At 69.6% G+C, this 25,158-nt stretch carries 23 protein-coding genes; 14 read left to right on the top strand and 9 right to left on the bottom strand.

Annotation, left to right across the window (positions count from 1 at the left end; genetic code table 11):
* Positions 1-3: 3 nt before the first annotated feature.
* From ACZ4LX_RS11215 to ACZ4LX_RS11195, 5 genes are all read left to right on the top strand, one after another.
* A complete protein-coding gene (locus ACZ4LX_RS11215) occupies positions 4-1,020 on the top strand; it encodes an ABC transporter permease (RefSeq protein WP_467641062.1) in 1,017 nt (338 codons plus the stop codon).
* Positions 1,017-2,033, top strand: coding sequence for an ABC transporter ATP-binding protein (locus ACZ4LX_RS11210; protein WP_467641059.1), 1,017 nt, complete (start codon positions 1,017-1,019; stop codon positions 2,031-2,033). Before ACZ4LX_RS11215 ends, ACZ4LX_RS11210 begins: the two co-directional genes overlap by 4 nt.
* 31 nt (positions 2,034-2,064) lie before the next feature.
* A complete protein-coding gene (locus ACZ4LX_RS11205) occupies positions 2,065-3,483 on the top strand; it encodes a GH1 family beta-glucosidase (RefSeq protein ID WP_467641056.1) in 1,419 nt (472 codons plus the stop codon).
* A gap of 55 nt (positions 3,484-3,538) precedes the next feature.
* Positions 3,539-5,413: a discoidin domain-containing protein gene (locus ACZ4LX_RS11200; RefSeq protein WP_467641053.1), complete on the top strand. Its 1,875-nt coding sequence runs from the start codon at positions 3,539-3,541 to the stop codon at positions 5,411-5,413.
* Between the two features lie 337 nt (positions 5,414-5,750).
* Positions 5,751-6,224 carry a carboxymuconolactone decarboxylase family protein gene (locus tag ACZ4LX_RS11195; RefSeq protein ID WP_467641050.1) on the top strand — a complete coding sequence of 158 codons (474 nt, stop codon included), beginning with the start codon at positions 5,751-5,753 and terminating at the stop codon, positions 6,222-6,224.
* Positions 6,225-6,534: 310 nt separating this feature from the next.
* On the opposite strand, the gene ACZ4LX_RS11190 is transcribed toward ACZ4LX_RS11195, so the two are convergent.
* Positions 6,535-7,842, bottom strand: coding sequence for a VanZ family protein (locus tag ACZ4LX_RS11190; RefSeq protein ID WP_467641048.1), 1,308 nt, complete (start codon positions 7,840-7,842; stop codon positions 6,535-6,537).
* Positions 7,843-7,925: 83 nt separating this feature from the next.
* Complete coding sequence (locus ACZ4LX_RS11185) at positions 7,926-8,105, bottom strand: hypothetical protein (RefSeq protein WP_467641046.1); 180 nt, start codon at positions 8,103-8,105, stop codon at positions 7,926-7,928.
* Between the two features lie 635 nt (positions 8,106-8,740).
* Between ACZ4LX_RS11185 and ACZ4LX_RS11180 the strand changes: the two genes are divergently transcribed.
* Positions 8,741-10,135: a hypothetical protein gene (locus ACZ4LX_RS11180; protein ID WP_467641043.1), complete on the top strand. Its 1,395-nt coding sequence runs from the start codon at positions 8,741-8,743 to the stop codon at positions 10,133-10,135.
* A gap of 135 nt (positions 10,136-10,270) precedes the next feature.
* Here ACZ4LX_RS11180 and ACZ4LX_RS11175 read toward each other — a convergent pair whose 3' ends face one another.
* Positions 10,271-11,071: an ALF repeat-containing protein gene (locus tag ACZ4LX_RS11175; RefSeq protein WP_467641040.1), complete on the bottom strand. Its 801-nt coding sequence runs from the start codon at positions 11,069-11,071 to the stop codon at positions 10,271-10,273.
* 377 nt (positions 11,072-11,448) lie between these two features.
* On the opposite strand from ACZ4LX_RS11175, the gene ACZ4LX_RS11170 reads away from it, so the two are divergent.
* The gene (locus ACZ4LX_RS11170; RefSeq protein ID WP_467641037.1) at positions 11,449-12,045 is read left to right on the top strand and encodes a dihydrofolate reductase family protein; all 597 of its coding nucleotides are present in this window, start codon (positions 11,449-11,451) and stop codon (positions 12,043-12,045) included.
* 48 nt (positions 12,046-12,093) lie between these two features.
* Here ACZ4LX_RS11170 and ACZ4LX_RS11165 read toward each other — a convergent pair whose 3' ends face one another.
* A complete protein-coding gene (locus ACZ4LX_RS11165) occupies positions 12,094-13,689 on the bottom strand; it encodes an adenosine deaminase family protein (RefSeq protein WP_467641034.1) in 1,596 nt (531 codons plus the stop codon).
* Between the two features lie 315 nt (positions 13,690-14,004).
* Between ACZ4LX_RS11165 and ACZ4LX_RS11160 the strand changes: the two genes are divergently transcribed.
* Positions 14,005-14,883 (top strand): GH25 family lysozyme, encoded by an 879-nt coding sequence (locus ACZ4LX_RS11160; protein WP_467641031.1) that lies wholly within the window; start codon positions 14,005-14,007, stop codon positions 14,881-14,883.
* A 150-nt stretch (positions 14,884-15,033) separates the two neighbouring features.
* Entirely contained in the window at positions 15,034-16,170 is a 1,137-nt protein-coding gene (locus ACZ4LX_RS11155) for a glycoside hydrolase family 3 N-terminal domain-containing protein (protein ID WP_467641028.1), read from the top strand.
* A gap of 123 nt (positions 16,171-16,293) precedes the next feature.
* Here ACZ4LX_RS11155 and ACZ4LX_RS11150 read toward each other — a convergent pair whose 3' ends face one another.
* Entirely contained in the window at positions 16,294-17,382 is a 1,089-nt protein-coding gene (locus tag ACZ4LX_RS11150; RefSeq protein ID WP_467641025.1) for a zinc-binding dehydrogenase, read from the bottom strand.
* Positions 17,383-17,617: 235 nt separating this feature from the next.
* On the opposite strand from ACZ4LX_RS11150, the gene ACZ4LX_RS11145 reads away from it, so the two are divergent.
* Positions 17,618-18,295 (top strand): TetR/AcrR family transcriptional regulator, encoded by a 678-nt coding sequence (locus tag ACZ4LX_RS11145; RefSeq protein ID WP_467641022.1) that lies wholly within the window; start codon positions 17,618-17,620, stop codon positions 18,293-18,295.
* Between the two features lie 147 nt (positions 18,296-18,442).
* Complete coding sequence (gene exaC, locus ACZ4LX_RS11140; protein WP_467641019.1) at positions 18,443-19,966, top strand: acetaldehyde dehydrogenase ExaC; 1,524 nt, start codon at positions 18,443-18,445, stop codon at positions 19,964-19,966.
* Between the two features lie 117 nt (positions 19,967-20,083).
* On the opposite strand, the gene ACZ4LX_RS11135 is transcribed toward exaC, so the two are convergent.
* The 4 genes from ACZ4LX_RS11135 to ACZ4LX_RS11120 all read right to left on the bottom strand — a co-directional run bounded on the left by ACZ4LX_RS11135 (position 20,084) and on the right by ACZ4LX_RS11120 (position 22,801).
* Entirely contained in the window at positions 20,084-20,788 is a 705-nt protein-coding gene (locus ACZ4LX_RS11135; RefSeq protein WP_467641016.1) for a tectonin domain-containing protein, read from the bottom strand.
* Between the two features lie 80 nt (positions 20,789-20,868).
* A complete protein-coding gene (locus tag ACZ4LX_RS11130; RefSeq protein ID WP_467641013.1) occupies positions 20,869-21,246 on the bottom strand; it encodes a hypothetical protein in 378 nt (125 codons plus the stop codon).
* A 464-nt stretch (positions 21,247-21,710) separates the two neighbouring features.
* Positions 21,711-21,983: a DUF397 domain-containing protein gene (locus tag ACZ4LX_RS11125; RefSeq protein WP_467641011.1), complete on the bottom strand. Its 273-nt coding sequence runs from the start codon at positions 21,981-21,983 to the stop codon at positions 21,711-21,713.
* Positions 21,980-22,801 (bottom strand): helix-turn-helix domain-containing protein, encoded by an 822-nt coding sequence (locus ACZ4LX_RS11120; protein ID WP_467641009.1) that lies wholly within the window; start codon positions 22,799-22,801, stop codon positions 21,980-21,982. Before ACZ4LX_RS11120 ends, ACZ4LX_RS11125 begins: the two co-directional genes overlap by 4 nt.
* Positions 22,802-22,912: 111 nt before the next feature.
* On the opposite strand from ACZ4LX_RS11120, the gene ACZ4LX_RS11115 reads away from it, so the two are divergent.
* From ACZ4LX_RS11115 to ACZ4LX_RS11105, 3 genes are read left to right on the top strand one after another with little or no spacing between them, the layout of a single operon-like run.
* The gene (locus ACZ4LX_RS11115; protein WP_467641008.1) at positions 22,913-23,380 is read left to right on the top strand and encodes an ATP-binding protein; all 468 of its coding nucleotides are present in this window, start codon (positions 22,913-22,915) and stop codon (positions 23,378-23,380) included.
* Between the two features lie 15 nt (positions 23,381-23,395).
* Positions 23,396-24,439, top strand: a complete 1,044-nt coding sequence (locus ACZ4LX_RS11110) for an NAD(P)/FAD-dependent oxidoreductase (RefSeq protein ID WP_467641005.1) — start codon at positions 23,396-23,398, stop codon at positions 24,437-24,439.
* On the top strand, positions 24,436-25,155 hold the full coding sequence (locus ACZ4LX_RS11105) for an SAM-dependent methyltransferase (RefSeq protein ID WP_467641002.1): 720 nt from the start codon (positions 24,436-24,438) through the stop codon (positions 25,153-25,155). The genes ACZ4LX_RS11110 and ACZ4LX_RS11105 overlap by 4 nt, the downstream gene beginning before the upstream one ends.
* Positions 25,156-25,158 lie beyond the last annotated feature (3 nt).

The raw sequence follows: 25,158 nt of genomic DNA, 5'->3' as shown, positions 1-25,158 counted from the left end.
ATCATGGCCGTCACCGCCACAGAGGTCGCCGTCCTCGACGCGACCGAGACCCCGGCGCCCAGCAGGCGCGGCTTCCGCTTCCTGCGCGGCCGCAAGACCGTCGTCGGACTCGGCATCCTGCTCTTCTTCGTGCTGATCGCCGTCATCGGCCCGTGGATCGCCCCGTACGACCCCGACACCATGAGCAGCGAACTGCTCCGGCCGCCCTCCGGTTCCCACTGGTTCGGCACCACGCAGACCGGTCAGGACGTGCTCTCGCAGATCCTCGTCGGCACCCGGGGCGTCCTCGTCGTCGGATTCGTCGCGGGCATCATCGCCACGGCCCTGTCCGTGCTGATCGGCGTCAGCGCCGGCTTCCTCGGCGGCACCGCCGACGAAGTGCTCTCGCTGCTCTCCAACGTCTTCCTGGTCATCCCCGGGCTGCCGCTGATCATCATCATCGCCAGCTTCGTCTCCGACACGGGCGACCTGCTGATCGCCGCCGTCATCGCCCTGACCTCCTGGGCCTGGGGCGCCCGGGTGCTGCGCGCCCAGACGCTCTCCCTGCGCCGCCGGGACTACGTCGAGGCGGCCCGCGCCACCGGCGAGTCGACCTGGCGGATCATCCTCTTCGAGGTGCTGCCCAACCTGACCGCCGTCATCGCCTCCGGCTTCGTCGGCACCGTCATCTTCGCGATCCTCTCCGAGATCACGCTCGCCTTCATCGGCGTCGCCGACATCTCCGACTGGAACTGGGGGACCGTCCTGTTCTGGGCCCAGTCCAACCAGGCCCTCGCCCAGGGCGCGTGGTGGTGGTTCGTCCCGGCGGGGCTCTGCATCGCCCTGCTCGGCATGTCGCTCGCCCTCATCAACTTCGGCATCGACGAGTTCGTCAACCCGCGGCTGCGCACCGAGACCGGCGGCTCCCGGAAGGTCCGCATGCGCGTCGGCTTCACCCCGGTGGCCCGCACCGGCACGCCGGAGGCCGGCTCCACCCCCGTGGCCCGCACCGGCACGTCCAAGAAGGAGCCCCGCTCATGAGCGAGCCCGTCCTCACCATCAGCGGCCTCAACGTGGACTACGGGACCGGCGCGGACGCCGTGCACGCGCTGCGCGACATCGACCTCACCCTGCACCGGGGCGAAGTCCTCGGCCTCGCGGGCGAGTCGGGCTCCGGCAAGTCCACCCTGGCCTACGCCGTCACCCGGCTCCTCTCCCCGCCCGGCGTGATCACCGGCGGCGAGGTCCACTACCACCGGCCGGGCGGCGACACGCTGGACCTGCTGACCCTGACGCCACCCGAACTGCGCGCCTTCCGCTGGCAGGAGCTGTCGATCGTCTTCCAGGGCGCGATGAACTCCCTCAACCCGGTGCACACGGTCCACAGCCAGCTCACCGACGTACTCCAGGCCCACCGCCCGGAGATGAGGAAGGGCGAACGGACCGCACGCGCCAAGGAGCTGCTGGACCTCGTCGGCATCTCCGCCGACCGGCTCGGCGCCTACCCGCACCAGCTCTCCGGCGGCATGCGCCAACGGGTGATGATCGCGATGGCCCTCGCCCTGGAGCCCGAGATCGTCATCATGGACGAGCCCACCACGGCGCTCGACGTCGTCATGCAGCGGCAGATCCTGCGCCGGCTGGTCCGACTCCGCGAGGATCTCGGCTTCTCCGTCGTCTTCATCACGCACGACATCTCCCTCCTCATCGAGTTCTCCGACCGGATCGCGATCATGTACGGCGGACGGATCGTCGAGGAGGCCGGCGCGTCCGAGATCTACCGCGACCCCCGCCACCCGTACAGCGACGGACTGCTGCACTCCTTCCCCGCCCTGCACGGACCCCGCCGCGAGCTCAGCGGCATCCCCGGCTCGCCCCCGCACCTCTCCGCGATGCCGGCCGGCTGCGCCTTCCACCCACGCTGCGCCAGGAAGACCGACGCCTGCGACACCCACGTCCCGCCGCTCGCCGCGCCGGACGGGGGCGACGGTTCCCGTTCGGTGGCCTGCTGGCTCCACCGGGAAGCCCCGGCCCCGGCCGCCGCCCGCTCGTAGCGCCGTACGTCACGCACACCACAGGAGAACCATGAACCTCGTCACCCCCCAGGCCTACGCCCGTGAGATCGCCGCCCGCGCCGTGCCCGGTCTGCCCGCCGACTTCCGCTGGGGTGTCGCCACAGCCGCGTACCAGATCGAGGGAGCGGCGGCCGAGGACGGCAGAACGCCGTCGATCTGGGACACCTACTGCGGGGTGCCGGGCATGGTCGTCCGGGGCGAGAACGGCGATGTGGCCTGCGACCACTACCACCGGATGCCCGAGGACGTGGAGCTGATCGCCGGCCTGGGTGTCGACACCTACCGCTTCTCGCTGGCCTGGCCCCGCGTCCAGCCGGGCGGCCGGGGCCCCGCCAACGCCAAGGGCCTGGACTTCTACAAGCGCCTGGTCGACGAGCTGGACGCCAAGGGCGTCACCCCGTGGGTCACCCTCTACCACTGGGACCTGCCGCAGGAGCTGGAGGACGCGGGCGGCTGGCCGGCCCGCGACACCGCCCACCGCTTCGCCGAGTACGCCGCCCTCGCCTACGACGCCCTGGGTGACCGGGTGAAGCACTGGACCACGCTGAACGAGCCGTGGTGCTCGGCGATGCTCGGGTACGCGTACGGCAACCAGGCCCCCGGCCGCACGAACTTCGGCGAGGCGATCCACGCCGTCCACCACCTCCTCCTCGGCCACGGTCTCGCCTCGCGGTACATCCGGGAGCAGGCCGCCGCCCGCGGCAACGACCTCGAACTCGGCATCACCCTCAACCTGGGCACCGCCACCCCCGAGACCGGCAGCCACGAGGACGCCGAGGCCTGCCGCCGCGCCGACGGGCTCGGCGCCCGCCTCTACCTGGACCCCGTCGTCAAGGGCTCCTACCCCGGGGACATCGTCGACGACCTGGCCGCCCAGGGCGTCGAACTCCCGGTCCAGGAAGGCGATCTGGAGATCATCTCCACCCCGCTGGACGTCCTCGGTGTCAACTTCTACCGGGGCTCGCTCTTCTCCGGCGTCACTGAGGACGGCGCGACGGCCGATGCCGACGGCCTGCCCGTCACCCGCGTCGTCGAGCGCGACCTGCCCCGCACCGCCATGGACTGGGAGATCACCCCCACCGCCCTCACCGACCTGCTCGTCCGCCTGGAGAAGGACTACGGCCTCCCGACGGTCATCACCGAGAACGGCGCCGCCTTCGACGACACCGTCTCCGAGGACGGCGCGATCCACGACGCCGACCGCACCACCTATCTCGCCGACCACATCGCCGCCGTCGCCGCCGCCCGTGCGCAAGGGGCCGACGTCCGGGGGTACTTCGCCTGGTCGCTGATGGACAACTTCGAGTGGTCCTACGGCTACGACAAGCGATTCGGCATCGTCCGCGTCGACTACGACACGCAGGTGCGGACGCTCAAGGACAGCGCCACGTGGTACCGCGACACCATCCACCTCACCCGCAACGCGTAGCCGCGCCCGCGCGCGTGGCCGCGCAGCCCCCACGTATACGAACGGGAGCCCCACCGTGCCCTCTCGTACGACTCTGGCAGCCACCACCGCCGCCGCACTGATCGCCCTCGCCGCCCCCATGGCCTTCGCCGCCCCGGCCCCCCGGCCGGCGGTGCGGGCCGCGGCCTGGGACACCGACCGGGCGGCCGCCGCCCACACCGCCGACCCCGGCGCCGTCACCGCCTCCGGCAGCGAGAACGACGCCGCCGGCCCCGGGGCCGCGGCGGACGGCGACGGCGCGACCCGCTGGTCCAGCAACTTCGCCGACGACGCCTGGATCCGCGTCGACCTGGGCTCCGTCATCCGGATCAGCCGGGTCACCCTGGACTGGGAGGCCGCCTACGGCAAGAAGTACGTCCTGGAGGTGTCGAGGAACGGGACCGACTGGACCCCCTTCTACACCGAGGACGACGGCACCGGCGGCAGCGTCACCGCGCACACCTACCCGCAGGAGGTCACCGGCCGCTACGTCCGGATGCGCGGCGTCCAGCGCGCGACCGCCTGGGGCTACTCCCTCTACTCCTTCAAGGTGTACGGAGGAGAGCAGGCCCCCGCCTCGACCACCCGCACCAACCTCGCCCTGAACCACCCCGCGTACGGCAACCTCTACCAGCACGCGGGCAACTCACCGGCCTTCGTCACCGACGGCGGATGGCCGGCCGACCTCAAGGCGGACCAGTCGCGCTGGTCGAGCGACTGGAACGCGGACCGGTGGGTCGGCGTCGATCTCGGAGCCGCCTCCGCCATCGACACGGTCGACCTGTACTGGGAGGCGGCGTACGCCGTCGACTACCGCATCCAGGTCTCCGACGACAACCGCACCTGGCGCACCGTGTACCAGCCGTCCGCCGCCGACGTCGCCGCCCGCCGCGCCGATGTGAAGGCCCCGGGCGAGGCGGCGGGCCGCCACGACACCGTGACCCTGCCCACCCCCGCGACCGGCCGCTACGTCCGGATGCTCGGCATCGAACGCCGCTCCTTCCACAACCCCGCACCCGCCACCGCCCAGTTCGGCTACTCCCTCTACGAGTTCCAGGTCTGGGGCACCGGAGGCAGCGCGGACGCCGCCTACCCGGCCCTGCCCAAGGACCCCGGCGGCGCGTACAGCACCACCTTCTTCGACGACTTCACCGGCTCGGGCCTGGACCGCTCCAAGTGGCGGGTGGTCCGCACGGGGACGGAGATGGGCCCGGTCAACGGCGAGTCGCAGGCCTACGTCGACTCGACGGACAACATCCGCACCGAGAACGGCGCCCTGGTCCTGGAGTCGAAGTACTGCAAGGGCTGCACCTCCACACCCAACGGCACCTTCGACTTCACCTCCGGCCGGGTCGACACCAACACCAGGTTCGACTTCACCTACGGCAGGGTGAGCGCCCGGATGAAGCTGCCGGTCGGCGACGGCTTCTGGCCCGCCTTCTGGATGCTCGGCAGCGACGTCGACGACCCGTCGGTCTCCTGGCCCGGCTCCGGCGAGACGGACATCATGGAGAACATCGGCTACGGCGACTGGACCAGCTCCGCCCTGCACGGTCCGGGCTACTCGGCCGACGGCAACATCGGCAGGCAGCAGACCTATCCGAACGGTGGCCGCGCCGACGCATGGCACACCTACGGTGTCGAGTGGACGCCCGAAGGCATGACGTTCACCGTCGACGACCGCGTCGTCCAGACGACCTCGCGCCAGAAGCTGGAATCCACCCGGGGCCAGTGGGTCTTCGACCACCACCAGTACGTGATCCTCAACCTGGCACTCGGCGGCGCGTACCCGGCCGGATGGAACAAGGTCACCACCCCCTACTGGGGCCTTCCGCAGTCCAGTGTCGACCGTGTCGCGCAGGGCGGGGTCAAGGCGGAGATCGACTGGGTGCGGGTCGAGCAGAAGAAGTAACCGGACCACCATGCCCGCACTGGGCGCGGGAGGCACCCCGCCCCGTGCGCGGCCTGCGCCACCACCCGCCTCGACACCGATGCCCCACCCTCCGTCGAGGGTGTCCCGGCGGGGCGTACGGTCCGAGTCGGGGTGGGCGTCCGGCGTGGCTGGACTCCACGCCGTCGAGCTGCGAGACCGTCCGCAGCGGCCGTGGACCGTTGTTGCCGCGCGCCGTGCGCGGGTGGCCGGCGCTCGTCGCCGGCGGCATGACGCAGCTCACATCCGGCCGTGTCACAGGGGGCAGAGTCACCTCGTCTCGGGGACGTAGCCACTGACGATCACGGAGGAGCACCCCATGGACGCGCGACTGAACTACTTCGCCGGCCCGACCGCAGGCAAGGCCCTCAAGTACCTCATGTCGGCGGGCAAGGCAATCAAGGAACTGCCCCTACCGGCCGCGACGCAGGAGCTGGTGGCGCTGCGCGTGAGCCAGATCAACGGCTGTGCCGTCTGCCTCGACATGCACACCAAGGAGGCCGCCGCTGCCGGCGAGACCGCGGTGCGGCTGAACCTGGTCGCGGCGTGGCGGGAGGCCACGGTCTTCACCGAGGCCGAGCGTGCCGCGCTGGAGCTGACGGAGCAGGGGACCCGCGTCGCGGACGCGGCCGGCGGGGTCGGCGAAGAGGTGTGGGCGAGCGCCGCGAAGCACTACGACGAGGAGCGGCTCACTGCCCTGGTACTCCTGATCTCCTTCATGAACGCGGTGAACCGGCTGAACATCATCACCCGGCAGCCGGCCGGCACGTACGAGGCCGGGCAGTTCCACTGAGCGGCATCAGCAACTGGCTCGGAGCCCGGCTGCGGGCCACCGGTCACCGGTGCCGGGGCGCTGCTCCGGCCTGCCGGTGGTCTGGCTGATCACAAGATGCCGACGGGCTGACAGCCCATCGCGGCTGCCCCACCCGCTGTCCTGCCCAGGCCGTGAACATCGAACAGACCTGAAAGCGGGTGCCAAAGCAGGTGCCTCCCGGGGCGGTGAACATCGAGCCTTTCGCATCCTGATCAGGTGGCGAGTTCGAGGGGGCCGACGGCTCGGACGACGGCTGTGATCCGGGTGGTGCTGAAATTGAAGGGCTCAACTATGGACTCACCTTGCCGGTTTCGGCGTCCACGTACACCTCATAGGGGTCCGATTGGTCAATTGTGATGGATACGGCCCATTGAGCCCGCCATTCACCTTTTCTCTGAACCGCAGCGAGCCTGGTTGCCTTGACCTTGGCCCCGGAATTATTCGGAAGCGTGTCGTTCACGAGAGATTCTGCCCGGACGCGGCTCACTCGGCGGGGAGGAAGAGTAACGGACGATGGCCCATGTTGCACGTTCAGTTGTGAAACTCTGCCAGCTCGATTGATCTGGACATCAAGGCGCATGGGCATGAGTACGCCGTCTTCGATCTTCCGCCAACTTACAAGCCATCCGAACTCCGCTCCATCACCAACAGGGTATGAATCGTGGTCACCGTCCTTGAGAGCCCACGGGTAGCGCGCGCTCGCGTAGCGTTGCGCGATCGCGTACGCGCTGTCAGCATCCTCTGGTTTTCCGGCTGTGCCGGCTACAGGGAAGCTCCCCGGGCCGGGCACGCTCGAGCTTTCCAGGCTGACATTGAAGTTTTCCCTATCCGGCCAACTCAAGGTGGCCGAGCCGTCGGGAAGGGCGATAAGCAGCGTCTCGGGCCCGCCCTCGTATCCGGGCTGAACCTGCACATTCACCGGAGAGTACCGATCATCGAATGCCTCTCTGAGTGCCGTTCGCGCAGCGTCCTTCTCGCTGCCTCCGGCGATCTGGAGACCAGTGGAATCCACTGCGATTGGCGTGATGACAAGACTCCAAACGATTGCGCAGACAGTAAGTATGCCGAAGCCGCCTATGGCGAGCGGCTTCACACCCTGGCGCCACGGGCTGATCTTAGAACCCTGCATTCTCAGCAGAGCGAAGCCCAGGGTCGCACCCAGAATTACCCCAATCGCATTCATCTGCGCGTCACTGCTTTCGCAGTTTCGGCTGATCCAGGGGATGGTTGCCTGCGACAACTCAACCGATATCGGGGCCAGAACCCCGAAAGTGACGATGGGAAGAGGCCGTCGAAATGCCAGGGCTGCAAAGAGTCCAAGGGGTACGCACATGGCGGCGTTAAGCAGCCCCTGCTCCGTCTTGAATGGCTCCGCGATGTCCCTATTGATGACGCAAACGCGACTCGCTCCACCTCCGCCCGGGATGAATACGGTGACCCCTACGGCCATGGCAAGACAGAATATGAAGGCGGCAATCGCGTAGGAAAATGGTTTGTTCTTGCGGGTGACCCAGTAGGTTGATAGTCCGCAGGTGAGTGAGATGGCGATAAGGGAAAGAAGGAATATTTCTCGATCTTGGAAAACTGCATTCAGCATGGTGCCTTACTATCTTTCGAGCGTAACAAGGTAAATCCTCACGCCCTGCGGTCAGGGCGTGAGGAGTGAGTCGAATGGTCGTGTCAGCAGTACTGCGAGACCGGCGTCTGGAAGTTCCCCTGGCCGCTCACGTTCATGATTCCGACGGTGGCGCGGCACTTGAAGTCGCTGCCGCTGCGTGTCCAGTTGTTGGACTTCGTCGTGCCGGAGGACTGGGTGAAGGTGGCCCCCCAGTACGTGGTGCCGGCGTAGGTGTATCCCAACTTTGCGGTGATGGACGAACCGCTGGTCTTCGTGTAGTGGGTATTTATGTTTGTGTTACCGGCACTGTTCCATGTCTTGCTGTGGAAGAGTGCGCCACTCGAAAGCGATGTGCACCTGCTGCCGTATCCTAAATCGCCGTCCCCGGGGCACCCGGCAGTCTGAATCGAAATGCTCCCCTCCTCTGCGGCCGACGCGCTGCCAGCGGCACCGAGGGTCATGAGTAGGGCAGGGATTACCGCGAGAGAGTTTGCAATCTTGCGCACGCAGATGCCTTCCTTGGCTTTCCGGTTTGATGGCGGGGGTACTTTCGGGCATGGCGAAGTAATTGCATGTCGATTTTCCCACCGATGGAAGTGATCGTGAGTGACTACGTCAATTCACGTAGTGATCTTAATTTACACACCTCCCTCACACAAGGAATTTTTTCCGTGACTGTAAATGTATAGTGAGATTTGGAGTGAAATGGGGTGTACTGGGGCTGAATGAGATCCGTTTTCGGACATTGAGCCAATTTCCGTCCTGATCGGGTGGCGAGTTCGAGGGTGTCGACGGCTCGGGTGATGGCCGTGATCCGGGGCGCGTCTCTCCGTGAAGAGGTAGCGCGCTTCTAACCCTTTTGGGTTAGTTTGGGGCTATGCGGACCAGGCCGTACCCCCATCCAGTGGTCCCGGCGCTCCTGGCGGGACTCCTGGTCGTGCTGTCGGCGCTCGCCCTGCTCCTGATCCGCCCCGCGCAGGCCGTGACCGGCGCCTCCACCGTCGACGACGTCGCCCAGGCCCTGCGCAAGGGCCCGGTGTACGTGGATCCGGCAGCGGCCGGCCAGCTCTCCCGGAGTCAAGCCGACGCCCTGACGAAGAAGATCAAGGACGCCGACAAGCCGGTCTTCGTGGCGGTACTGCCGCAGAGCTCCGCCTTCCCCGCGGGCAGCGTGCTGCGCACCCTGCGCACCGACACCGGGATCAGCGGCGTCTACGCGATCCGCCTCGGCGACGGCTTCAACGCGGGCGCCGACCCGCAGGTGATGTCGAGGCAGGCGGTCCAGAACCTCACCGCGGCCGTGAAGACACCCGGCGCGGACACGTCCGCCGCGACCCAGCTGAACGCCTTCGTCGACCGGGCCGTCGAACAGGCCCGGGGCACCGCCCCCGCCTCCTGGGGCGGCGGCTCCTCCGCCGGCAGTGGCTCGGCCGGCGCAGGCCTGATCGCGGTCGGCGCGGTCGTGGTCGTCGCGGGCGCGGGGGCGTACACGGTCGTGCGCCGTAACCGCAAGCGCAAGGAGGCCGAGGAACAGGCCGCCCTGGACAAGCTCCGGGTCGTCGTGGACGAGGACATCACGGCCTACGGGGAAACCCTCGACCGGCTCGACTTCCACCCCGCGGAACCGGGCGCCGACGACGCGATGCGCGCCGACTACGAGCGCGCCCTCGACTCCTACGAGAGCGCGAAATCCCGGATGGACAAGGCCCGGCACCCCTCCGACGTGCGCGGGGTGACGCAGGCCCTGGAGGACGGGCGGTACTCGCTCGCCGTCCTGGAGGCCCGTCGCACCGGCTCCGGACTCCCCGCCCGCCGGCCGCCCTGCTTCTTCGACCCGAGGCACGGCCCCTCGGTCGCCGACGTCCGATGGACCCCGTCGGGCGGCACCGCCCGCGACGTCCCGGTCTGCGGCGCCGACGAGGTACGGCTGCGCGAGGGCGAGGACCCGGCGAGCCGCACCGTCGACATGGGCGACGGCACCCGGCGCCCGTACTGGGAGGCCGGTCCGGCCTATGGCCCCTGGGCGGGCGGCTACTTCGGCGGCGGCCTGCTCCCGGGCCTGCTGGTCGGCACGATGCTCGGCTCGATGCTCTCCACCCCGGCGTACGCGGCGGAGTACGGGGGCGGTGACTTCTCCGGCGGCGACTTCTCAGGCTCCGACTTCGACTCCTCGGGCTTCGGCGGAGGCGGCTTCGGCGACGGGGGAGGCGGCGGGTTCGGCGACGGGGGAGGCTTCGGCGGGGGCGGTGACTTCGGGGGCGGCGGCTTCTGACGTGCGCGGGAGGCACAAGGGGGCCGAGGCTTCCGGCGTGCGCGGGAACGTCCCGGGGGGCGGGCCCGGCCGAGGCCCCCGGGACCCACTGTGGACCGGCGGCAGCCTCGGCGGGCCCGCTCTTGGCGGCTGTGGTCAGCCGTCGATCTCGTACTGGCCGACCGTCCGGAACTGCCGCAGGGCCTCCGGGCTGCCGTCGTCGAGTACCGCCTGGATCGCGTCGTACATGGCGTCGCTGATGTCCGGGTCGGCCAGCATGCGGACGATGTACACGCGGTCGTCCTCGGCCTGGGCGAGCCGGTATCCGGTCCACCGGAAGGAGCTCAGGGCCTCGGCTGTGTAGATGTCGAGGGCCTCGTTGGCCTCCCGTATCACCCGCTTGTCGTTGTTCTGCGTGGCGACGCCGATGATGCGGACGACGGCGATGGAGTCGTCCTCCATCTGGGCCACCGCGTAACCCGTCTCCAGGAAGGCCCGCAGGGCTTCGGGAATGCTGGCGTCGAGGAGTTCGTTGGCCTCGCGTATCACCCGCCTGTCGCCGTTCTTCGTGGCGACGCCGATGATGCGGGAGACGAAAACCTGGTCGTCCTCGGCCTGGGCCGTGCGACAGCCCGTCTTCAGGAAGTCGCGCAGGGCGTCGACGGTGGAGCCGAGGGCCTTGGTCGCCTCGCGACGGACGCCCGTGCCGGCGTTCTCGTCCGCGAGGATGTCCTGGACCGCGGCCCGGAGTTCGTCCTCCGTCATCTCGTCGACCGGAGTACCGGCGTCGGACGGGACGGCCGGGCAGGCACTCGCCGGCGTGGTCGTGACGGGGGTGGTGGACGTGACGGCCGTGGCCGGCGCGGCCGTGCCGGCGGCGAAGGCCGGTGAGGCGAAGAGGAGAGCGGGCGTCAGGGCGGTCGCGGCGACCAGCAGCGCGGCGCGGGTCGGTCTCATGGATGTGCCTCCAGACTCGTGTTTCCTTCGGCGCCAAGGATCCCTGTGTCGTGCACGAAGATCAACGTCTTTTGAGAGATGGGGAATTGTCAGTAACTACCGTCCCGTGTAAGGCTCTTGCCCGGGTTATGGTCCAGGCCGGACGGCGGGCCGCGCGGCGTCGGCGGGGAGGCCCGGGACCGTCCGGGTGCGCAGACGGGACGGGCGCGTGACCGGATGTGCGGACGGAGACGCGACCGGACGTGTGGACGGAGCCTGGGGCAGGCGCCCGGTCGGGCGATTCTCTGCGACGACGGCGATGGCCCGCGATGACTTCCGGCCGGCGTGGCAGTCTCACTTCCCGTACACCTGAACCGCGCTCCACGAGGAGAGAGCACATGCGCATCGTCATCAGCGAGTTCATCAGCCTGGACGGCGTCGTACAGGCCCCCGGCGGTGCCGAGGAGGACACGGACGGCGGCTTCGCCCACGGCGGCTGGTCGCACCCCTTCTTCGACCCGGAGGTGGTGGGCGGCTCGTTCGACGCCTCGCTGAACGCGGCCGAAGCCCTGCTGTTCGGCCGCCGCACCTGGCAGACGATGGCCGCGGCATGGCCCGGCCGGGCGGGCGACCCCTTCGCCGACCGGATGAACGCGATCGGGAAGTACGTCGTGACCGACACCCTGGGCGACGACGACCTGACATGGGAGAACACCGCGCGCATCCCCGGCGGCACGTTCGCGGAGCGGGTCCGGGAGCTGCGGGAGAAGGAGGGCGGCGACCTGCTCGTCATGGGCAGCCCCACCCTCGTACGCGGACTGCTGAGCGAGGACCTGGTCGACGAGCTCCGGCTCGTGATCATGCCGGTGCTGCTCGGCGGCGGAAAGTCGATCTTCCCGGAGGACGGCGGGCTGCGCACGCTGGAGCTGGTCTCGACCGTCGTCAACGGAACGGGTGTGCAGGTCTGTACGTACCGGCCGGCCGTGAACGCGTAAGGGTGCGGGGCCGACGGCCCCGCACCCCTGTGTGCCGGCGGTCCGGTGTCAGCGACGGCCGCCGTGGGCGCGCTCGAAGGCGGCGAAGGCCGTCTCCTGGCGCCACTGCGTCGCGGCCTTCGGGTTGCCGGAGAGGTAGCGGGCGCAGCGCGCGCCCGGGTGGGTGCTGCCGGGCCGGGTGTCGGCGCAGACGGCGACCGCGCGGTAGCCGGAGGCGGCGGAACCGGTGGCCCACAGGCTGCGGCCGTCACGGAACGCGTACTCCAGCGAGGCGCGGGCCAGATCCTTCAGCGCGGTGTAGCCGAGGTCGTACGTCCTGGCGGCGTACTGGTACTCGTGGCTGATGTCGATCCGCGAGACGCCCGGGTCGTCGGTGGACAGCACCACCGGGACGCCGTAGCTGCGGTAGGCCTCGAACGGGTGGTCGGCGCCCGCGATGCCGAGGATCTGCTTGTTGCTGGAGAAGGGCACCTCGACGGCCACGTTGCGCCGCGCCATGGTGCGCGCGAGCTGCCGCCAGTTGTTCTCGTGGACCAGGTCCACACCGTGCCCGATGCGCTCGGCCCCGGCGACGCGCACGGCCTCGTCGATGTGGAAGGTCAGATCCTCCGGCTTGACCAGGCCCGGGGCCAGCTCACCGGCGTGCAGGGTGAGGTGGGCGCCCGGGTACTGGCCGCGCAGGTACTTCAGCATCCGCATCTGGAGGCTGTAGTTGGCCAGCGAGCTGTCCCAGTCCTCGGGCTGTACGAGGTTGACCGCGACGAACCTCGGGTCGCGCTCGGCCAGCCGCATGCCGACCGCCATCTGCGTGAACACCCGTGCCGGGGTACTGCCCCGGGACACCTGGGAGATCCAGCGCACGGGCAGCCGGCAGCCGGGGTCGGGGCGGGGCGTGTCGCAGTGGGCGGTCCGCCGGAAGTCGGCGTCGCCGTCGTCGGCCTCCTGGACCGCCTCGTCCACGACCCGGTCGAGCTGCCCGCCGGCCAGCAGCTTGCGGTGGAACGCGGCCAGGTCGGCGTCGTAACCCACCTTCTCCGCGAGCGCCCTGGCGCTGTCCGAGGCGGGGGTGACCATGGTCTCCAGATAGAACTGGTTCTGCTCGACCACGGTGTTCGCCACGTCGGCCAGCAGCTTGCCCCGGTCCCAGGTGGCGAGGCCGAACTTGCCGAAGGTGTCGAAGAAGTGGTCGTGGCCGGACTCGTCGGCCGGGAAGTCCTGCATGGACCAGGCGCGGATGATCTGCTGCCGGAACGCCGCGTCCGTCCTCGCGTCGGCGGCGGGCCGGGTGCCCGTGCCGCACGGCGGAGCCACGGCCGTCATCGTCGCGTCGAGGCACAGCCCCTTGTCGATGGCGAGCTTGATCAGGTACTCGGTGGTCGCCGCGCCGGACAGGTGGTTGTGGAGGTCGCCGCCCTTGGGCAGTGCCTTGAAGAAGGCCTTCAGCGCGGCGGGCCTGCCCTGCAACGAGTCGAGGTACGCGGCGGTTCTGCGTTCGGCCGGGGTCACCGCGCGGGGCGAGGCGTCCGGTACGGGCGCGGCGGCGGCGGGGACGGCCGGGAGCAGGGTCAGCAGGGCGAGCGCGCCGCCGAACCCGGCCAGGAGTGGGGAGTTGGGACGGCGTGCCGTCCGGAAGGTAGAGATCACCGCCGAATGATCGCGCCCGGCAAGGCCGTTTACCCCGCAAACCACGTCCATGACCGCGAACCTCCACCCGATCGAGTGCGCGCTACTGCCCGCCAGTTCGGAAAACTTCTGCCGATCACCGGTCGTTTGTACAGCTCACTGCGGGGTCGATTGGACTGGACCACTAAAGGAATCGGAAAGTATTTACCGCACGGGCGCATCTGTGGCTGACTATGTCGTGTTCGCGACAACTGGACGCGCGTAGACGACGCACAGGGCGCGCGGCCGGAGCGGGTGAGTCGCAGGACCGAACCCCCCACACAGCAGGAGGCAGCCTTGTTCGCCCGGATCACTTCCCCCCAGCACACCCAGAAGAGACTCACCGTGGCCGGTGTCCTCGCCACGAGTGCCGCGCTGCTGCTCGGCCTGATGTCCGGCACCGCGTCGGCCGCCCCCGTACCGGACAGCCCCGTGCCCTACGGCAAGGGCTACATGGGCGTCGGCTACCTCCAGGACAGCAAGGAATTCAAGCCGGACAGCCGGCAACTGCACCTCGACCCCCGGGCGGACGCCAACCTCAAGGCCAACCCTGAGGGCATCGACGTCTCCAGCTGGCAGGGCGGCATCAACTGGAGCTCGGTCCGCGGCGCCGGAATCGAGTTCGCCTGGATGAAGGCGACCGAGGGCCTGACGTACAAGGACCCGACGTTCAGTGCCAACTACCTGAACGCCTACAACGCCGGCGTGATCCGCGGCGCGTACCACTACGCACGCCCGGACGTCTCCGGCGGCGCGGCCCAGGCCGACTTCTTCGCGAGCAACGGCGGCGCCTGGTCGCGGGACAACCTCACGCTTCCCGGCGTGCTCGACATCGAGGGCACCTGCTACGGCTACTCCCAGGCCTCCATGCGGCAGTGGGTCCTCGACTTCTACAACACGTACAAGGCCCGCACCGGCCGTGACGTCGTGATCTACACCAGCCCCAGCTGGTGGAACACCTGCACCGGCGGCTGGAGCGGGATGTCCGCCCTCAGCCCGCTGTGGGTCGCGCACTGGACCACCGGCACGCCCAGTATCCCGTCGGGCTTCCCGTACTACACGGTCTGGCAGTACACCTCCACCGGTGCGGTGAACGGTGTCTCGGGCAACGTCGACCGCGACCGCTTCGGCGGTGACCGCTCCCGCCTGCTGGCCCTGGCCAACAACACCCCGTGACGACGGGAGCCGGACATCGTTGCCCCTCCCGGGCGTGACCCCCGGGTGAGGGGTACGGGGCCGGAGCGGCCGCACCCCGGCCGCTCCGGCCTTCGTGCTCTCTCCCCGGAGGCCCGCCCGGCTTCACGACCGTCGACGAAGGAGCACATCATGGGCTCGACACCACCCCTCAGCAGGCGCGGCGCCCTCATCGCCGGAGCGGCGGCCCTGGCCGGCGGGCTCGGGGCGGCGGCCGGTGCGGAAGCGGCCGTACGACCTGTGGAAAGCGCACGCCCCCGCGCGGCCGCGCTGTCCCCGCTGCAACGCGCCGGACAGTGCGTCATCCATTCGTATCCCGGGCTCACACCCCCCGACTCCCTGATGAACGCGATCAAGGAAGGGCGCACGGCCGGTGTGATCTTCTTCGGGGAGAACATCGAGAACCTGAGCCAGATCGAGAGCGTCGTCCGGTCGATGAACGCGGCGCATGCCTCGTCCCCCGTGCAGGCCCCGCTGCTCCTGATGACCGACCAGGAGGGCGGCGTGGTCCGCCGTCTGCCGGGGGAGCCCGTCATGTCCGCCAAGGACGTCGGCGCCTCCGCCGACCCGCACCAGTGGGCCGACTTCACCGGCGGCGCCGCGGGCATGAACCTCGCGGGCGTCGGCATGAACGTCAACCTCGCGCCGGTCCTCGACGTCTACCGCAAGGACGGCGACTTCACCGACCAGTACGAGCGGTCGTACAGCAAGTCCGCCGCCGCCGTGGCCAGTTGCGGTACGGCCTTCATCGCCGCCCAGCAGGACGCCGGTGTCGCGGCCACCGCCAAGCACTTCCCGGGTCTCGGCCCCGCGTCGGCGAGCCAGAACACCGACCTCCGGCCCGTCACCCTCGCCACGTCCGCGGCCACCCTGCGCGGCGTGGACGAGGTGCCGTACCAGGACGCCGTCGCGGCGGGCGTCAAGCTCGTGATGCTGTCCTGGGCCGTCTACACCGCCCTGGACGCGGACCGGCCCGCCGGTCTGTCCCCGGCCGTCGTCGGTGAGCTGCGCGACCGGCTCGCCTACACCGGCGTCACGATCACCGACGCCCTGGAGGCCGGCGCACTCCAGGCCTTCGGCGGTACGTCGCAGCGCGCGGTCGCGGCCGCCGCCGCGGGGATGGACCTGGTGCTCTGCTCCTCGCGCAGTGTCTCCCAGGGGGACGAGGCGGTGACGGCCCTGAGCGGCGCCCTGGCATCCGGCAGCCTCGACGGCGCGGCCTTCGACGCCGCCGCCGCGCGCGTCAACGCGCTGCGGGCCGGTCTGTAGCGGCCTGGCGGCAGGGCGGCCGCCCGGCCCGGCAAGGGAGCGCGCGCATGCCGCCGGGGCCGTACGGAGGAGTCCGTACGGCCCCGGCGTGGTGGGGCGGAGTCCGTGTGCGTCAGGTCTGCGTCAGGAGAAGTCGCTGATGACGACGCGCGCGGTGGTGCCGTCCTTCAGGGACTCGTAGCCCTGCTCGATGTCGGCCAGCCCGATCTCCTTGGAGACCAGGTCATCGAGGTTCATCCGGCCCTGGAGGTACATCGAGGCGTAGAACGGGATGTCGCGCTTGAGGTTCGAGGAGCCCATGTAGACGCCCTGCACCTTCTGCGAGTTGCTCAGCGCCACCAGCGCGGACACGTCGATCCCCGCGTCGTTGCCGCCGACGCCGATCAGGTAGAGCCCGCCGCCCTTGCCGAGCATCTGCATGCCCTGGGCGGTGACGGGGCGTACGCCGACGAAGTCGAAGACGTGGTCGGCGCCCTGTCCGGTGATGTCGCGGACGGCCTCGACCGGGTCGACCGAGCGGGAGTTGACCACATGGGTGGCGCCGAACGCCTTGGCGCGCTCCAGCTTCGCGTCCTCGATGTCGGTCACGATGATCGTGCCCGCCCCGGCGATCCGGGCACCGCTGACCGCGTTCATGCCCACGCCGCCGGCGCCGATGACGACGACGGTGTCGCCCTGCCGGACGTCGGCGCTGTTGAGGACGGCACCGGCGCCGGTGAGCACACCGCAGCCGATCAGCGCGGCCGGGGCCCACGGCATGTCCTGGGGAATGACGGCGAGCTGGTTCTCGTGGATGAGGGTTTCCTGGGCGAATCCGCCCAGACCCATGCCCTGGGCGACCGGGGCGCCGTTCCAGCTCAGGCGGGGTGCCTGGCCCGGCGCGCGCAGGGTCGCCTCGGGGCGCAGGCAGATGTGGGTGCGGCCGCTGAGGCAGTTCACGCAGGAGCCGCAGTACTGGATCAGGCTTCCGACGACGTGGTCGCCGACCTTGACCTGGGTGACCTGCGGGCCGGTCTCGGTGACCACACCCGCGACCTCGTGACCGAGGACGACGGGGAACTCGCCGCCGAGGAACGTGGCGACGCTCAGGTCCGAGTGGCACAGGCCGGACGCCTGCACCTGGACGCGGACCTCTTGCCCGACCGGATCGGCGATGTCGATGTCCTCGACGACGAATCCCTGGCCCAGGCCCTTGGTGACGGATGCCTTCATGATTCTGCTTCTTTCGTCCGAACCATCGGCGTCGCCGGGTGCGGCGGTGCCGAGGAGAAGTCCGCGCGAGGTCCGGCGGGCTCGGTGAGCACCGGTCCGGGCACGGCCGTGGCATGCCCGGTTTATGGGGTATCAGGCCGCTCTGCCACTTTCTCGATTGTGGCACCGGATTGCCGAAAAGAAAAGAGACACTTGTTGATCAGTGCATGTGGGAGGGGTGCGATAGGCTTTGACCGTGTCAGGACAGCCGACGGAGCAGCCGCCTCCCCAGCCCGCGGACGGTCACCCGGTGACGGCCCCGCCGGCCGGTGACGCGCCCCCGCTCGACGTCCGGGTCCGCCGCACCCGCGACCGGCTGCGGGAGGCCGTGCTGCGGCTCGCGTCCGAGCGTCCCGTGGAGGAGATCGCGGTGGCGGACCTGGTGCGCGAGGCGCGCGTCAACCGCACCACCTTCTACAAGCACGCCGACAGCCCCGCGACGGTCCTGGAGCAGGTGCTGTACGAGGAGCTGGACCGGGTCCGCGCCGTCTGGATCAGCGACGTCCTGGCCGCGCGGCTGCCGGTGCACGAGATCTGGGCGCGGGCCTCCGGGGTCCTGCTCGACCACCTGGAACGCCACGACGCCCTGTACACCGTCGGCCTGGTGGGCCACCGCAGCGCGGTCCTCCACCATCTGGTGGTCGAGCACTTCACCGTGTCGGTCTCCACCCTCCTGGAGCGCGACCCGGAGGCCGTGCCGGGACAGGACGGCCCGCTCGCCTGGCGCGTCGAGGCCGCGAGCCGGTTCCTGGCGCACGGCGAGACCGGCATCGTCGAGGCATGGCTCTCGCTCCCGGCCCCGCGCGACCGGAACCTGTTCGTCTCCGCCGCGACCGCCCTGCTGCCGTCCTGGCTGATCCCGCCCTCCCGCTGACCGGGCGCCGGGCGCCTCGCGCGGAGGGGGCGCGCAGGGCGTTCGCGCGGGCGCGGTCCGTGCAACGGTGTTGCAACGTAGGTCTGTTTAGTCTCGCGCCGAGGGCCGTCCAATGGCGGGCGGCACCGGATCCGGGAGGCCACAGAGATGACCCGTTATGCCGCGCCGGGCACCGAGGGCGCCATCGTCTTGTACGAGTCCCGTTACGACCACTGGATCGGTGGCGCCTATGTCCCGCCGGCCCGTGGCCGGTACTTCGAGAACCCGAGCCCCGTCAACGGCCGCCCCTTCACGGAGATCGCCCGGGGCACCGAGGACGATGTCGAGCGCGCCCTCGACGCCGCCCATGCGGCGGCCCCCGCCTGGGGCGCCGTGTCGGCGGCCGACCGTGCCACCGTCCTGAACCGGATCGCCGACCGCATGGAGGAGCACCTGGAGGAGCTGGCGGTCGCCGAGAGCTGGGAGAACGGCAAGCCGGTGCGCGAGACGCTGGCTGCCGACATCCCCCTGGCCATCGACCACTTCCGGTACTTCGCGGGTGCGCTGCGCGCCCAGGAGGGCTCGCTCAGCGAGATCGACGAGGACACGGTCGCGTACCACTTCCATGAGCCGCTGGGTGTGGTCGCTCAGATCATTCCGTGGAACTTCCCCATTCTGATGGCGGTCTGGAAGCTCGCTCCCGCGCTGGCTGCCGGGAACGCGGTGGTCCTCAAGCCTGCCGAGCAGACCCCCGCGTCGATTCATGTGTGGATGAGCCTGGTGGCGGATCTGCTGCCCCCGGGCGTCGTCAACATCGTCAACGGCTTCGGCGCGGAGGCGGGCAGGCCGCTCGCCTCCAGTCCGAGGGTCGCGAAGATCGCTTTCACCGGGGAGACCTCGACGGGGCGGCTGATCATGCAGTACGCCTCGGAGAACCTCAAGCCCGTCACGCTGGAGCTGGGCGGCAAGTCGCCGAACCTCTTCTTCGACGACGTATGGGCGCAGGACGACGACTTCCGCGACAAGGCGCTTGAGGGCTTCACCATGTTCGCCCTCAACCAGGGCGAGGTGTGCACGTGTCCCTCGCGGGCGCTGATCCAGCGCGGACACTACAACGAGTTCCTCGAAGCCGGCCTCGCCCGTACCGAACAGATCGTGCCCGGCAACCCGCTGGACACCGACACGATGATCGGCGCACAGGCCTCCACCGAGCAGCTGAAGAAGATCCTCTCGTATCTGGAGATCGGGCAGCAGGAGGGTGCGAAGGTCCTGACGGGTGGTCAACTCGTCGAACACGGCGGGGAGCTGGAGGGCGGCTACTACGTCCAGCCGACGGTATTCGAGGGGAACAACCGGATGCGGGTCTTCCAGGAGGAGATCTTCGGCCCCGTCCTCGCCGTGACGTCCTTCTCCGACTTCGACGAGGGGATCGCCCTGGCGAACGACACGCTGTACGGCCTCGGCGCGGGGATCTGGACCCGGGACACCAACACCGCCTACCGGGCGGGCCGGGCCATCCAGGCCGGCCGGGTCTGGACGAACTGCTACCACGCCTACCCGGCCCACGCCGCCTTCGGCGGATACAAGCAGTCGGGCATCGGCAGGGAGAACCACAAGATGATGCTGGAGCACTACCAGCAGACGAAGAACCTCCTGGTCTCCTACTCGCCGAAGAAGCTCGGCTTCTTCTAGAACGGCTTCCGGCCTGTCCGAGGGCTTCACCGGTGCGGTCGCCGGGCCGGAACAGACAGACGTGTGGGCCCCGGCCTTCTCCTGGCCGGGACCCACACGGACCGCCGAGCGGTGGGGTCAGCTCGGCTGGTCCCCGGTGTACCGGAAGATGTCACCGTTCTTGTTGACGTGCCAGGCGGTACCGTCCGCTCCGGCGGCGATATCGGTGGCGGCGCCGGGGATGTTGATCCAGGGGCTGGCGTCGTTGTTGGTGTACCGGTAGATGGATCCGGCCGAGTTGACCCCCCACACGTTGGTCCGCGAGCCCACCGCGATGCGGCTGAGGCCGCCGGGGATGTTCTTCCACGGGTTCGAGCTGTCCTGGTCCCCGGTGTACCGGAAGATCTGGCCGCTGCTGTTGACACCCCATACGGTGCCGTCGGCGCCCGCGCCGATGTCGCTCAGCGCCCCCGGGATCTTGATCCAGGGGTTGGCGTCATGGTTCGTGTACCGGTAGATGGCGTCGGAGGAGTTGACCCCCCATACGTTCGTCCGGGATCCCGCATCGATACGGACGAGACCGCCGTTGATGTGCGTCCACGGGTTCGACGCGCCCTGGTCTCCGGCGTACCGGAAGATCTGGCCGCTGCTGTTGACACCCCATACGGTGCCGTCCGCGCCCGCGCCGATGTCGCTCAGCCCGCCGGGGATGTTGATCCAGGGGCTGGCGTCGTAGTTGGTGTACCGGTAGATCGCGTTTGCCGCGTTCACACCCCACACCGTCGTCCTGGAGCCAGCAGAGATGGCCGAGAGGCCGCCCGCGACCTTCACCCAATCCGCCATGTCGAAACACCTTTCCTCGAACCGCTGGTGCTGTCATCTTCTGCGGTCGGATGAGGCCATAAGGTGTGTGAACGCTTGTCTTAGTAATAAACAAGCCGGTAAGCCGAGGTTTGAACCCCTGCCGTCCTGTGGGATCCGGGCCAAGTCGCCTGGCCCGGCGGCGCTTTCGGCGGAAATGGCTGTCCTGCCCACGGAGGATCGACAACTTCGCGAGCTTGTGTATGGGGGTGCCTCCCGCCGGGCCCCGCACGGGAGTGGGTGAGGCCGAGCCGGATGTGGCCGCGGTTGATGTACCGGTGCCGACCGGGGGCGTCTTTCAGCGGTTCGCGGCGGAGAAGTTCGTGGAGCGGCAGGCCGGCGCCGCGGTAGTGATCGGGGCGGGTGGAGGCCCGTAGCCCCGAGGTGTGGGCGATCAGCTCGTGGACGGTCGCCTCGCCGCTGGGGGTCTCGCCGTTCATCGGCGGCAGGACGTCGCGGATCGGGGCGTCGAGGGCGAGCAGCCCGGCATTCGGAGCCCTTGTCCGAGGAGGGGCCAGGTGGCGACGACCTTCGTCAGGGAGGCGATGTCGTAGGCGGTGTCCTGGTCGGGTCCGACGCTGCCGCACTCGGGGGCCACTTTGCTGGCACTGAGGGACTGGGGGCCGGCCCCGATGGTTCCCTGGGCGAGGACACCGCCCGGGGCCGCGCCGCCGACGACGACCTGGTCGAAGGTGTCCCACAGGCGGGTGACGTCGCCGGCGGTGAACGGGACGGGCGTCGGGGGCCTCCGGGGATGGCGACGATGTCGGGGGCCCGGCGGGGAGAGATCGCGCAGAGGTGACGTCAGCCGCGCCGGAGAGGGAACGATCCTTTGACCGTGAAGGCGCCGTCGGCCACGGGTGAACGCCCCCAAGCCCGCCCTGACCCTGACGCGATGTGAGGGTCAGGCCCCTGCGGGCGCGCCCTCGACCGCCGCACCGGTGAACGCGGACCAGGCGTGCGGGGAGACGGTGAGGACGGGGCCGTCGGTGACCTTGGAGTCGCGGATGTGCACGGCGGCGGGGTGGGCGGAGACCTCTACGCAGTCGCCGCCCTCGCTCACGCTGTAACTGGACTTGTGCCAGTCGTAGGCGACTTCGAGGCAGTCACCGCCCTGGTCACTGCTGTAACTGGATTTGAACCAGTTGAGGCCAGTGCGATGTGCTGCGCGGGTCATTTCTCTCCAAGCAGTTCGTCCAGTAAGCGCACACTCTCCTGGGGGGAAAGCGCCTGCGAACGCAGCATCCCATATTTGAGTTGAAGCACACTGACGTCGTCAGGGTCGTCGTGCAGGATATTGGTCAACTGTCCCTCGACGTATGCAAGGTGATCGTGATCTGGCGTCTCCAGCAGCACCATCGGGCCCGCGAGCCCCGCATGCTTGGGCAGGGTCATCGGCATGATCTGGAAACCGACGAACGGGAGTGCCGCGCACGCGCGAAGGTGCTGGATCTGCTCGCTTAAGACGGCAGGGTCCCCGATTCGGCTGCGCAGGATGCTCTCCTCCAGCACGAAATGGAGCATGGGTCGCGGCCTGCGAGCGAGTAGCCGTTGGCGGTCCAGGCGTGCCGCCACCCATTCCTCCTGTTCGTCCTCCTCGATCGGCGGATAGAGGCAGGAGAACACGAACCGCGCGTACGCCTCCGTCTGAAGCAGGCCTGGTACCACCTGATCCTGGTACGACAGCAGCGTCAACGCCTCCTGCTCGTACTCCACGAAGTCCTGGACGAACGCCGGGAACCGCTCCTTCTGCGGCACCTTTGACACCGCGACCCGCAACGCCCCCTTGGTGTCCAGCAGTTCGTCGAGCAGGATGGCGAGATCGAGCTGTAGCGGCCGCCGCCCCTGCTCGATCGACGCGATCGTGTCCTCGCCCACGCAGCACCGATCCGCGAGCGCCGCCTGGGTGAGCCCCGCCGCCTTGCGGAAGGTGGCCAACTGGGCGCCGATCAGGTGCCAGGACGTGACGCGCTTGTTCCTCTTTGCCGACTGCATGCAGTGCCTCTCCCCGTAACGGAACCCCGTCGACCCGTCGGAGGTCGTACAGCCGCGATGTACGACCTGACTCACTGATCGACAGTAGTGACCCTGTGTGATCTTCGCCTCATGAATGAGACGACTCGACTTCCCTGCTTTCGCGATGCTTTCTACCGGCGTGAGCGCAGGTCCATCCCGCTCGTACGGAGGTTCGTGCGCGAGGCGCTCGTCGACTGGGCGTGCGAGGTGGACGTCGACGACGTACTGCTCTGCGTGAGCGAACTGGCCACCAACGCACTCGTCCACGGGGTGCCGCCCGGGCGCGGTTTCCGGATCCATCTCTTCTGGGGGCGGTGCGAGGGCCGGCTCCGTATCGAGATGCACGACAGTGGCGACGGTCAGGTGCCGGTCGTCCGTCGTGGTGACCTGGAAGCGGAATCCGACGCCGAGGGCGGGCGCGGGCTGCTGCTGGTGTCGGTGCTCTCCGACGCCTGGGGTGTGGGGGAGCGGAGCCCCGGCAAGGTCGTCTGGTGCGAGTTTGCCGCTTCGGCAAGGATTTTTGCCGGATTGGAGCCTGGCGCGCACCATCTTCCGTAGATGGAGGTGTTTCGCATGAGCGACATGACGCAGACGTACGACGCCGTGGTGATCGGCGGTGGGGCCGCCGGTCTGAGCGGGGCGCTGGCCCTGGGGCGGGCCCGGCGCTCGGTGCTGGTGATCGACGCGGGCAGCCCGCGCAACGCACCCGCGTCCCATGTGCACAACTACCTGGGCCGCGAGGGCACCCCGCCCTCGGAACTGGTGGCCGTCGGCCGCAAGGAAGTGGCCGAGTACGGGGTCGAGGTCGTCGAGGGCGAGGTCACCTCGGCCGAGCGGCTGCCGGACGGGGACGGGTTCCGGGTCGTGCGCGCGGACGAGGCCGCCGTCACCGCACGTCGCCTGCTCGTCACGACCGGGCTGGTCGACGAACTCCCGCCGGTCCCGGGCCTGGCCGAGCGCTGGGGGAAGGACGTGCTGCACTGCCCGTACTGCCACGGCTGGGAGGCGCGTGACACGGCGATCGGCGTGGTGGCGCTGACCCCGATGGCCGTGCACCAGGCACTGCTCTGGCGGCAGTGGAGCGCGGACGTCACCCTCTTCCTGCACAACGGCCCGGAGCCGGGCGACGAGGAGTACGAGCAGCTGGCCGCGCGGAACATCGCCGTGGTGGACGGCGAGGTGACCGGGCTGGAGGCAGCCGGTGACCGTCTCACCGGGGTGCGGCTGGCCGGCGGCCGGGTCGTCCCGCGCGATCACGTCGTCGTCCAGCCGCGCTTCACCGCGCGCTCCGGGGTGCTGGACGGGCTCGGGCTGCGGGCCACCCCCCTGGACATGGGCGGGCACACCCTCGGCACGTACATCGCCGCCGACCCGGCAGGGGCGACGGAGGTGCCGGGTGTGTGGGTCGCCGGTAACGTCGCCAGTCTGATGGACCAGGTCATCAGCGCCGCCGCCGCGGGGCTGAAGGCCGGCGCCGCCATCAACGCGGAGCTCGTCGCCGACGACACCCGCAGGGCGGTCGAGGCCCGCCGCGCACCCTTCTCGGCGGAAGCCGAGCGCCAGGTCTGCGAGAAGACCCTCGGAGAACGCCGACACGGACTGCGGGAGACCCGATGACCACGGAAAGCACCGCCTCCGACGCGACTGAGGTGTCCGAGGAAGGAGCCGCCTCCGGCACACCCGAGGTGTCCGGCGGCAGCACCGCCTCCGGCACACCCGAGGTGTCCGACGCCGAGCTCTGGGACGAGCGCTACCGCGAGAGCCACCGGATCTGGAGCGGCAACCCCAACACGATGCTCGTCCGCGAGGTCGAGGGCATGACGCCGGGGCGCGCCCTGGACCTCGGGTGCGGCGAAGGGGCCGACGCGGTCTGGCTCGCCCGCTGGGGCTGGCAGGTCACCGCCACCGACATCTCCCGCGTCGCTCTCGGCCGGGCCGCCGAGCACGCGGCCGATGCGGGGGTCGCCGACCGTATCGACTGGCAGTTCCATGACCTCGGGGTCTCGTTCCCCGAGGGGGAGTTCGACCTGGTCTCCGCACAGTTCCTGCACTCCATGGGCGATCTGCCGCGCGAGCGGATCCTACGCCGGGCCGCCACGGCGGTCGCCCCCGGCGGGGTGCTCCTGATCGTCGGCCACGCCGGCTTCCCGGCCTGGGAGCACAACCACGCGGACATGGAGCTGCCGACCACGGACGAGGTGCTTGCCGCGCTCGAACTGCCCGACGGGGCATGGGACGTGCTGCTCAGCGCCGAGCACGAGCGCGTCCAGAACGACCCGGACGGGAACCCGACCACCCGGACCGACAACGCGCTGAAGGTGCGCCGCCGCTGACGG

The organism is Streptomyces sp. NPDC026062 (assembly GCF_055568375.1).
This window is presented reverse-complemented; position numbering and strand designations above follow the sequence as displayed.